The organism is Agromyces humi (assembly GCF_009720255.1).
GTDB classification, from domain to species: Bacteria; Actinomycetota; Actinomycetes; order Actinomycetales; family Microbacteriaceae; genus Agromyces; species Agromyces humi.
The window spans coordinates 1-9,480 of record NZ_WJSP02000121.1 but is presented as its reverse complement, the minus strand read 5'-3'; the positions used below and the strand labels follow the sequence as shown (position 1 = coordinate 9,480).

Genomic DNA, 9,480 nt, shown 5'->3' with positions numbered 1-9,480 from the left:
CCGTGGCCGAGGCGGTCACCATGCTCGTCGCCGAAGACCGGGCCGACCACATCGACCTGAACTTCGGATGCCCCGTGCCGAAGGTCACCCGCAAGGGCGGGGGAGCCGCCCTCCCGTGGAAGCGCGGTGCCCTCGGTGATGGTCGTGACGAGTCGTCCCGAGCTTGGCGCACCGGCGGCGCGGGGCGCGTCGACCTCGACCTCGACGACGTCCCCCGGCACGACGACCGAGGAGCCGGCAGGTGTACCGGTGAGGATGACGTCCCCGCTCTCGAGCGTCAGAAGCTGCGACAGGTCGGCGATGAGGCGGCCGAACGGGAACAGCAGGGTGTCGGTGGTGTCCTCCTGGACGAGGGCGCCGTTCACCCAGGTGCGCACCCGCAGGGAGTCGGGCGCGACGGATGCCGCGTCGATAAGCCGGGGGCCGAGCGGCGTGAACCCGTCGCCGCCCTTGGACCGCACGTTCGAGCCCTTGTCGGCGGCACGCAGGTCGTAGAGGCCGAAGTCGTTCGCGGCGGTGACGGCCGCGACGTGCCGCCAGCCGTCGTCGGGGGAGACGCGCCGCGCGGGCTCGCCGATGACGAGCGCGACCTCGCCCTCGAAGGCGAGGAGTTCGGTCCCGGCGGGACGTTCGAGCACGTCGCCGGATGCCGCCAGCGACGACGAGGGCTTCAGGAAGTAGCTGGGCTGCTCGGGGGTGCGCCCGCGCTGCGCCGCGCGCGAAGGGTAGTTGAGGTGTACGGCGATGATCTTGCCGGGGGTGGCGATGCCGGAGCTGCGCATGGACGTCCTCGTCTGTCGGTATCCGAAATAATATACGATCCGCTGGTCGTCCGCAGCGGAACCACTCAGTAGCTCGCGCGCTGCGCGTCGGTCGACGCGTCCGACGCGACCGACGCGTCCGCGATGAACCGTGCCGCGAGCGCCTCCGAGGCGCGCGCCAACAGCGAGACATCCGCTCCGACGAGCACGAACGCCGCGCCGGCGGCCAGGTAGCGGTCGGCTGCGGCCGGATCGAACGCGTTCACCCCGCACGGCTTGCCCGCCGCGACGGCGGCGCGGATCGACCGCAGCACCCCGTCGACCACCTCGGGGTGGCCCTGCCCGCCGAGGTGCCCCATCGAGGCGGCGAGATCGGCGGGGCCGACGAGGATCCCGTCGACGCCGTCGACCGCGACGATCTCGGCGACGTGCTCGACGGCGGACTGCGACTCGACCTGCACGAACAACGAGATCGTGCTCGAGGCATCCGCGAGGTAGCCCGGCACCCGGTTCCACCGCGACGACCTGGCCAGCGCGCTGCCCACGCCGCGAACGCCGAGGGGCGGGTACCGCACGGCGCGCACGACCTCGGTGGCCTGCTCGGCGGAGTCCACCATCGGCACGAGGAGGTTCTGCACCCCGAGGTCGAGGTACTGCTTGATGACGACCGTGTCGCCGAACGGCGGGCGCACGAGCGGCACGACGGGGTAGGCGGCCACCGCGTGCAGCTGGGCGATGATCGACTCGGGACCGTTGGGGGAGTGCTCGGCGTCGATGAGCACGACGTCGAGGCCGCTGCCGGCGGCGATCTCGGCGTTCAGCGCACTGCCCGAGCACACCCACATGCCCACGAGCGGCCGGTCGGATGTCGCGAGCCGGTCGGCGAGGGTGGGCGGCAGGGTCATTCGAACCGGCATGTCACCGTTCCCAACTCGCGGTAGTCCGCGTGCACCGTGTCGCCGCGCTGCACCCACATCGGGCGAGTGAACGAACCCGCGAGGATGATCTCGCCGGCCTCGAGCGCCTGGTCGTGGTGCGCCAGCTTGTTGGCGAGCCACGCGACGCCCATGGCCGGGTGGCCGAGCACCGCGGCCGCGACCCCCGACTCCTCGATCACCTGGTTGCGCGAGAGGAGCGCGGAGACCCACCGCAGGTCGACGGCGTCGGGCTTCACCGGGCGGCCGCCGATGACCATGGCGCCCATCGCGGCATTGTCGGAGATGGTGTCGACGATCGTGCGGCCGTCGAGTGCGATGTGGGAGTTCAGGATCTCGAGGGCGGGCACGACGTAGGCCGTCGCGTCGAGCACGTCGAACACGCTCGTGTGCGGGCCGTCGAGCCGGTCGCGGAGCACGAACGCCAGCTCGACCTCGATGCGCACGTTCGAGAAGCGGTCGAATTCGACGGATGCCCCGGACTCGAGGACCATGTCGTCGAAGATCACGCCGTAGTCGGGCTCGGTGATGCCGGTGGCGGCCTGCATCACCTTGGAGGTGAGGCCGATCTTGCGCCCGACGAGCCGGCGGCCCGAGGCGATGCCGCGGTCGGCCCACTCGCGCTGCACGGCGTAGGCGTCGTCGATGGTCATGCCGGGGTGGCGGGCGGTCAGGAGCGGCACCGTGCTGCGCGCACGATCGGCGTCGGCGAGCTCATCGGCGATCGCCGCGATCTGCAAGGGGTCGAGCACGTGCGCTCCACTTCGTCGTCGGATGCTGGTGCGATCGTATACGATCCGGCCGGATCCGCGCCAACACTGGGATCCGCGGGCAAGCCTTTTCCGAGCTGTGGCGCGCCGCTGAAATCTGCTTGACCCTTCTTCGATGTGAACGGTAACATCGCCCCTGTTCGGGGGACACGCGTCAGCTGACGGTGCAGATCGCACTGCTCTCGAGCTTTTTCCACCACGCAAGGAAGCGTTGCTTCGGCGCGCCCGGAAACGGGTGCGCCAGCACGATACGAAGGGGTATGAGGGGTGCAGGAACACGAAAGATCAACCCGGTCGGGGACCGGGATGCACAGGTTCGACGGGGATGCGGCTTCCCGCCGGTCGCGACGCGCGGCCACGATCGTGAGCGCGGTGGTGATCTCCGGGCTCGCTCTGTCGGGTGCCTCTGCCGCGTCGGCGGCCGAGGCCGGCGACTCCGCAGGGCAGGTCGCGGCGGCGCCGACGGAGACGACCGCGGCGACGATCACCGTCGACGGGTCGAGTGAGGGCCGCATCTTCGATGGCATCGGCGCCATCTCGGGCGGCGGAGCGACGTCACGACTGCTCCTCGACTATCCCGAGCAGGAGCGCGACGAGGTGCTCGACTACCTCTTCACGCCCGGCTATGGAGCCTCACTGCAGCTGCTGAAGGTCGAGATCGGCGGTGACACCAACACGACCGACGGCTCGGAGTCGAGCCACGCCCACGTCCGCGATGAGGTGAACTGCGACGCGGGCTACGAGTGGTGGCTCATGCAGGAGGCCGTCGAGCGCAACCCGGACATCACGCTCGGCGCCCTGGCCTGGGGCGCTCCGGGGTGGCTCGGCGACGGCGAGTACTTCTCCCATGACACCATCGAGTACTTCATCGACTGGCTCGACTGCGCGAAGGGCCACGGCCTGGTCATCGACAACATGGGGGTCCGCAACGAGCGGGAGTACGAGTCGGCGTGGGTCAAGGAGTACCGCGCCGCCCTCGACGCCGCCGGCTACGAGGACGTGCGCATCATCGCCTCCGATGAGGCGGCGAGGAAGGGCGAGTGGCCGATCGCCGTCGACATGGCGAACGACGCCGAGCTGTTCGACGCCGTCGACCTGCTCGGCAACCACTACTCCACCGGACCCAGCTCGGCGACCGCGCAGTCGCTCGGCAAGCCGCTGTGGATCTCCGAGGGTGGACCCTGGTCGGCCGAATGGGGCGCCGGGGGGTCGGCGAAGTCGATTCCCTCGCTGCTGAACCACGCCTACATCCAGGGCCGCATCACGGGCGTGGAGATCTGGAACCTGCTCACCGCCTACTACGACGGCCTCAGCATCTCCGACGCCGGTCTCATGCGGGCGAACACCCCGTGGTCGGGGGACTACCAGGTGCAGTCGGCGATCTGGGCGGTGGCCCACACGACCCAGTTCACCGAGCCGGGCTGGCAGTACCTCGACGAGGCATCCGGGTACTTCGATGCCTCCTCCCCGACGCAGGGCAGCTTCGTGACCCTGAAGTCGCCGAGTGGCGGTGACTGGAGCACCGTCATCGAGAACATCGGCACGTCCGAGCCCCGCGACGTCACGCTGTCCGTCAGCGACGACCTGGGATCCGGAGACCTCCACGTCTGGCAGACGACGGCCGACGACTGGTTCTCGCCGCAGGCCGACCTCGCGCCGGCCGCCGATGGCACCTATACGGTGACGGTTCCCGCCAACTCGGCGGTGACGGTCACGACCACGACGGGCCAGGGGCACGGCGATGCCGTCGGCCAGCCGCAGTCCGCATTCCCCTTCCCCTATCGCGACAGCCTCGCCGACGGGGGCGCCAGCGGCCAGACGCGGTACTTCTCGCAGATGGAAGGCGCCTACGAGGAGCGGGCGTGCGAGGGCGGCCGCGACGGCACGTGCCTGACGCAGGTCTCGATGCAGCCCGCGATCTCGTGGGCGGCCTGGAAGAAGCCGGCCGGGATCCTCGGCGACCTCGACTGGAGCGACTACCGCGCCACCGTCCAGGCGTTCGTGCCCGACGGCGGGACGGCGCAGGTGCTCGGACGGGTGTCGAACGACGCGATGCAGCCGGTCCCGAACGGCTACGGCCTGAGCCTCGCGTCCGATGGGACCTGGTCGCTGAGCCGCGGAGTGCCGGGCGGCCGGTCGTCGCTCGAGCTCGCCACTGGGAAGCTCGACGGCTCGGGCGCCGGCTGGCATGAGCTCTCGCTCACCTTCGACGACGACGGGATCGCCGGTGAGATCGACGGCAGGCAGGTCACCGAGGTGACGGATGCCACGTGGATCTCCGGCATGGTCGGCCTCTCCGGCGACTACTCGGCGACCCAGTTCGCCGACCTCGCGGTGGAGCCGCTCGACCCGATCCTCGCGATCGACGACGCGGCGACCGCGATCAGGTACGACGGCGGCTGGCAGCACTGCTCGGCCGGCGCCGGCCGTCATGACGGGTGCTCCGGGTTCACGGTGCCGCAGGTCGACGGCGCGGGCGACGGCACGATCACCGGCAGCAACCGGGCCGGCGATTCGCTCACCGTCGACTTCGACGGCACGCAGGCGACGCTCGTCGGCATCGCGGGACCGCGCGGCGGGGCGGCGACGGCATCCATCGACGGCAACGAGCCCGTTGCGCTGTCCTTCCAGAAGCAGGGCAGGGGCGGAGAGGTGGTCTGGCGGACGCCGGTGCTGATCGACGGACCGCACACGCTCCGTATCGAGGTGATCTCCGACGACCCCGGAAATCGCGGGTGGGTCGGGCTCGACCGAGTCGAGGTCGTCCAAGCGCGCGGTGGCGCGAGCTCGGTCGACGACCAGTCTGAGGGCTCAGGCGGCGGGCGGCTGGACTACCGGGGGAGCGGCTGGCTCAGCTGCCCCGGGTGCATCAACCGCACCGGGCTGTACCACTCGTCGGTCACCTCGACGGCCGTAGCCGGTGACTCCGTCGACTTCCGGTTCTCCGGGTCGTCGGTCGAGCTCTTTGGACTTCGGGCCTCGAACCAGGGCATCGCCACGGTGCTGATCGACGGGGTGCAGGTCGGCACGGCCGACTTCTACGGCAAGGTCCGTGTCGGCAACCAGCTGATCTGGACGAGCCCCGCGCTCGCGCCGGGCGAGCACGTGCTGTCCCTGGTGGCCACCGGCAACGGCAACGAGCAGGCCTCGGGCGCCGACATCAACGTCGATCGCCTCCTGGTGCGGCCATAGCGCACGGGTGCCGGGGTGCGCGTGGCGCGTCCCGGCACCCGTGTCGCCGCGCAAACACGCAGCAGCGCCTGGAACGAGACGTCGTACACGTCTCGCCCAGGCGCTGGGCGTTCGGGGCCGGCGGGATCAGACCCGGCGGCTGCCCGTCATCATGCGCACCAGCCACACGATCACGGCGATCACGAGCAGGACGATGCCGACCCAGAGCAGGAAGTTCAGGGACTGCACGAACCCGCCGGTGAGCAGCAGGATGATGGCGATGATGGCGACGATGATCAGCAGGATGTTCATGCCGATCACTCGACCACATCCGCAGGATTGTTGTCGAGGGCTTCCGTTGCGGCGCAGATTGTGCCATGCGCCAGCGAACGGGCAGGCAGAATGGGTCAGGTGAAGACGATCCAGCTGCGCCGGTACACGCTCGTCGACGGAGAGTACGACGCGTTCGTCGAGTGGTGGCGTGGGGCGATGCCCGCCGTGCGGCCGCCCGCCGGGTTCACCATCGAGTTCGCCTACGGCGTGCGCGAGTCCAACGAGTTCGTGTGGGCCGTGAGCGTCGAGGGCGACCGCGAGGAGTTCGGCAGGCTCGAGCAGGCCTACCTGGCGTCCGATGCCCGCGCCGCGGTGTTCGACGGGGTGCCGCAGCGGGTCGCGGTCTACGACATCCGGTTCGTCGACGACGCACCGGCCGGCTGACGCGCCGCCGCGTCGTGCAGGCGTGCCTATGCACGCCACGGTGTACAGGGACCGCACGCTCGCCACCGCGTAGACTCGGGGCATCCCCCCGGAAGACACGTGGTCGACGCTGCCCACCGGCAGGCACGGCCCGAGCATGACACGGCGACGTCGCCCACCCGCGCGTGCCGGAGAAGGAAGACCGTGAGCCACGAGTTCGACGCCCGCCGCGCGGAATGGATCGCCCGAGAAGAGCTCGCCGAGCGGATGATCCCGCTCATCGGCGGCCTCTACCGCGACCACGGGGTGGTGACCTCCATCCACGGTCGCCGGCTCATGAACCGCTCGGCCATCGCGCTCGTGAAGGCGCACCGCTTCGCGCGCCAGGCCGGCGACGAGGAGCTCTCGCTCGTCGACACGATGCGCGTGCTCGAGGCCCTCCGCGAGTTGCGGCCCCGTGCGGCATCCGTCGACGTCGCACGCCTCGTCTCGCGCCACCGGGAGTCCGGTGCCGAGGGCGTGCGGATGCCGCTGGCCGACTTCCTGCGCACCGAGCTCGCCCCCGTGCTCGGTGGCGATGCCGCCGCCGACGTCGCGCCCGCGCCATCCGGTGCCGACGTCGTGCTCTACGGCTTCGGCCGCATCGGACGACTGCTCGCCCGCATCCTCATCGCCCACACGGGCGGCGGCCAGGGGCTGCGGCTGCGCGCGATCGTCGTGCGCAAGGGCTCGGCGAACGACCTCGTGAAGCGCGCGAGCCTGCTGCGCCGCGACTCCGTGCACGGCCCGTTCGCCGGCACGATCGAGGTCGATGAGCAGGCGAACACGATCCTGGCGAACGGCACGCTCATCCAGGTGATCTACGCGAACGACCCGGGATCGATCGACTACACGGACTACGGCATCCACGACGCGATCGTCGTCGACAACACCGGGCGCTGGCGCGACGAGGAGGGACTCGCGCAGCACCTCCGATCGCCCGGTGTGGCGCGCGTGCTGCTCACCGCTCCCGGCAAGGGCGCCATCAAGAACATCGTGCACGGCATCAACCACGGCGACATCGCGGCCTCCGACCGCATCCTGTCCGCCGCGTCGTGCACCACGAACGCCATCACGCCCGTGCTGAGGGCCGTCGACGACGCCTACGGGGTGGTGCGCGGCCACGTCGAGACCGTGCACTCGTTCACGAACGACCAGAATCTCATCGACAACTTCCACTCGGGTGATCGCCGTGGCCGCTCGGCCGCGCTGAACATGGTCATCACCGAGACCGGAGCGGCGAAGGCCGTCGCGAAGGCGCTGCCGGGGTTCGCCGGGAAGCTCACCGGGAGCGCGATCCGTGTGCCCACGCCCGACGTCTCGCTCGCGATCCTCAACCTGCAACTGGAGCGCCCGGCCACGAAGGCCGAGCTCAACCGGTACCTCCGACAGGTGTCCCTCACGTCGCCGCTGCGCCAGCAGGTCGACTACATCGAGTCGCCCGAAGTGGTCTCCACAGACTTCGTCGGATCGAACCGAGCCGGCATCGTCGACGGGCTCGCCACGATCGCCGACGGCACCGACGCGGTGCTCTACGTCTGGTACGACAACGAGTACGGCTACTCCTGCCAGGTGGTGCGCGTGATCGAGGCGATGGCCGGCACGCACCCGCTCGTGCTCCCCGAACGGCAGCCCGTGGTGCTCGAACGCGAGCTCGTGGCATCCGTCGCCTCGGCCGACTCCGCCGCCGACGCTCGCTGAGCGCGGCGGGCCGGGCGCCTCGCAACCGTCCTAGGCTGGACGCATGAGCACCGAAGCCGTCATCGTCGACGTCATCCGCACGCCCGTCGGGCGCGGCAAGCCCGGAGGCATCCTCTCGGGCGTGCATCCCGTCGACCTGCTCGCCGGCGTGCTCGACGCGCTGGTGGCCCGCAACGACCTCGACCCGGCACTCATCGACGACGTGATCGGCGGATGCGTCAGCCAGATCGGCGAGCAGAGCTCCAACATCACCCGCAACGCCGTGCTCGCGGCGGGCTTCCCCGAGACGGTGCCCGGCACCACGATCGACCGCCAGTGCGGATCGAGCCAGCAGGCCGCGACCTTCGCCGCGCAGGCGGTGCTCGCCGGCCAGGCCGACATCGTCATCGCGTGCGGCGTCGAGTCGATGAGCCGCGTGCCGCTCGGCTCGAGCGCCGCCGGCGCCGACCCGTTCGGTTCGCGGCTCCGCACGCGGTACCCCGAGGGGCTCGTGAACCAGGGCGTCTCGGCCGAGCTGATCGCCGCGAAGTGGGGGTTCTCGCGCGAGGAGCTCGACGCGTTCGCGGCCCGGTCGCACCGGCTCGCGGCCGAGGCGGGGGAGTCGGGCGCATTCGCGACCGAGGTCGTGCCCGTGCCGGGCGTGGACGCGCTCGCCGACGAGACGGTGCGACCCGGCACGACGGTCGAGTCGCTCGCGGGCCTCAATCCGGCCTTCCGCAGCGAGCGGCTCGCCGAACGGTTCCCCGAGCTCGACTGGCGGATCACGCCGGGCAACTCGTCGCCACTCACCGACGGCGCGTCGGCCGCGCTCATCATGAGCGCCGAGGCGGCCGAACAGCTCGGCCTCGAGCCGCGCGCGAGATTCCGCGCGTTCTCGGTGGTCGGCAGCGACCCGCTCTACATGCTCACCGGCGTCATCCCCGCAACCGAGCGAGTGCTCGAGCGCGCCGGACTGGTGCACGCCGACATCGACGCCTACGAGGTCAACGAGGCGTTCGCGTCGGTGCCGCTCGCCTGGCTCCGCGAGACCGGGGCGGATGCCGCGAAGCTCAACCCCCGCGGCGGCGCGATTGCCCTCGGGCATGCCCTCGGCTCGTCGGGCACGCGCCTGCTCACGACCCTCGTCAACCAGCTCGAGGCCACCGGCGGGCGCCTCGGCCTGCAGACGATGTGCGAGGGCGGCGGCATGGCCAACGCGACGATCATCGAGCGGATCTGACGCTCCACCCCTCAGTCCCGGCCCGCTGGCCGAGGTCTCCACGAAAGGACACCATATGGAACTCGACGGCGCCTCCGCGATCGTCACCGGCGGGGCATCCGGCCTCGGACGCGCCACCGCCCGCGCACTCGTCGAGGGCGGCGCATCCGTCGTGCTCGTCGACCTGCCGGGCCCCCGCGGCGAGGAGG

General features: G+C 70.9%; 8 protein-coding genes and 2 pseudogenes. 6 read left to right on the top strand and 4 right to left on the bottom strand.

The window, feature by feature from the left end; genetic code table 11:
• A pseudogene (locus GH736_RS25725) lies at positions 1-128 on the top strand (tRNA-dihydrouridine synthase); the annotation flags it as partial.
• Here GH736_RS25725 and GH736_RS11410 read toward each other — a convergent pair.
• The 3 genes and pseudogenes from GH736_RS11410 to hpaH form a co-directional block, all read right to left on the bottom strand.
• A pseudogene (locus GH736_RS11410) lies at positions 126-782 on the bottom strand (fumarylacetoacetate hydrolase family protein); the annotation flags it as partial. The pseudogenes GH736_RS25725 and GH736_RS11410 overlap by 3 nt on opposite strands.
• 65 nt (positions 783-847) lie before the next feature.
• On the bottom strand, positions 848-1,678 hold the full coding sequence (locus tag GH736_RS11405) for an HpcH/HpaI aldolase family protein (RefSeq protein WP_159603305.1): 831 nt from the start codon (positions 1,676-1,678) through the stop codon (positions 848-850).
• Positions 1,663-2,448, bottom strand: coding sequence for a 2-oxo-hept-4-ene-1,7-dioate hydratase (hpaH, locus tag GH736_RS11400; protein WP_159603303.1), 786 nt, complete (start codon positions 2,446-2,448; stop codon positions 1,663-1,665). The genes GH736_RS11405 and hpaH overlap by 16 nt, the downstream gene beginning before the upstream one ends.
• Positions 2,449-2,772: 324 nt before the next feature.
• Between hpaH and GH736_RS11395 the strand changes: the two genes are divergently transcribed.
• Positions 2,773-5,658, top strand: coding sequence for a galactosylceramidase (locus tag GH736_RS11395; protein ID WP_159603301.1), 2,886 nt, complete (start codon positions 2,773-2,775; stop codon positions 5,656-5,658).
• Between the two features lie 126 nt (positions 5,659-5,784).
• On the opposite strand, the gene GH736_RS24525 is transcribed toward GH736_RS11395, so the two are convergent.
• A complete protein-coding gene (locus tag GH736_RS24525; RefSeq protein ID WP_203230729.1) occupies positions 5,785-5,949 on the bottom strand; it encodes a hypothetical protein in 165 nt (54 codons plus the stop codon).
• Between the two features lie 99 nt (positions 5,950-6,048).
• Here GH736_RS24525 and GH736_RS11390 point away from each other — a divergent pair, with 99 nt between their 5' ends.
• From GH736_RS11390 to GH736_RS11375, 4 genes are all read left to right on the top strand, one after another.
• The gene (locus GH736_RS11390; RefSeq protein WP_159603299.1) at positions 6,049-6,354 is read left to right on the top strand and encodes a hypothetical protein; all 306 of its coding nucleotides are present in this window, start codon (positions 6,049-6,051) and stop codon (positions 6,352-6,354) included.
• 183 nt (positions 6,355-6,537) lie between these two features.
• A complete protein-coding gene (locus tag GH736_RS11385; RefSeq protein WP_159603297.1) occupies positions 6,538-8,073 on the top strand; it encodes a glyceraldehyde-3-phosphate dehydrogenase in 1,536 nt (511 codons plus the stop codon).
• A 43-nt stretch (positions 8,074-8,116) separates the two neighbouring features.
• Positions 8,117-9,292 carry a thiolase family protein gene (locus tag GH736_RS11380; RefSeq protein WP_159603295.1) on the top strand — a complete coding sequence of 392 codons (1,176 nt, stop codon included), beginning with the start codon at positions 8,117-8,119 and terminating at the stop codon, positions 9,290-9,292.
• A gap of 55 nt (positions 9,293-9,347) precedes the next feature.
• Positions 9,348-9,480, top strand: a 133-nt coding sequence (locus GH736_RS11375; protein WP_159603293.1) for an SDR family NAD(P)-dependent oxidoreductase, incomplete at its 3' end; no start/stop codon positions are given.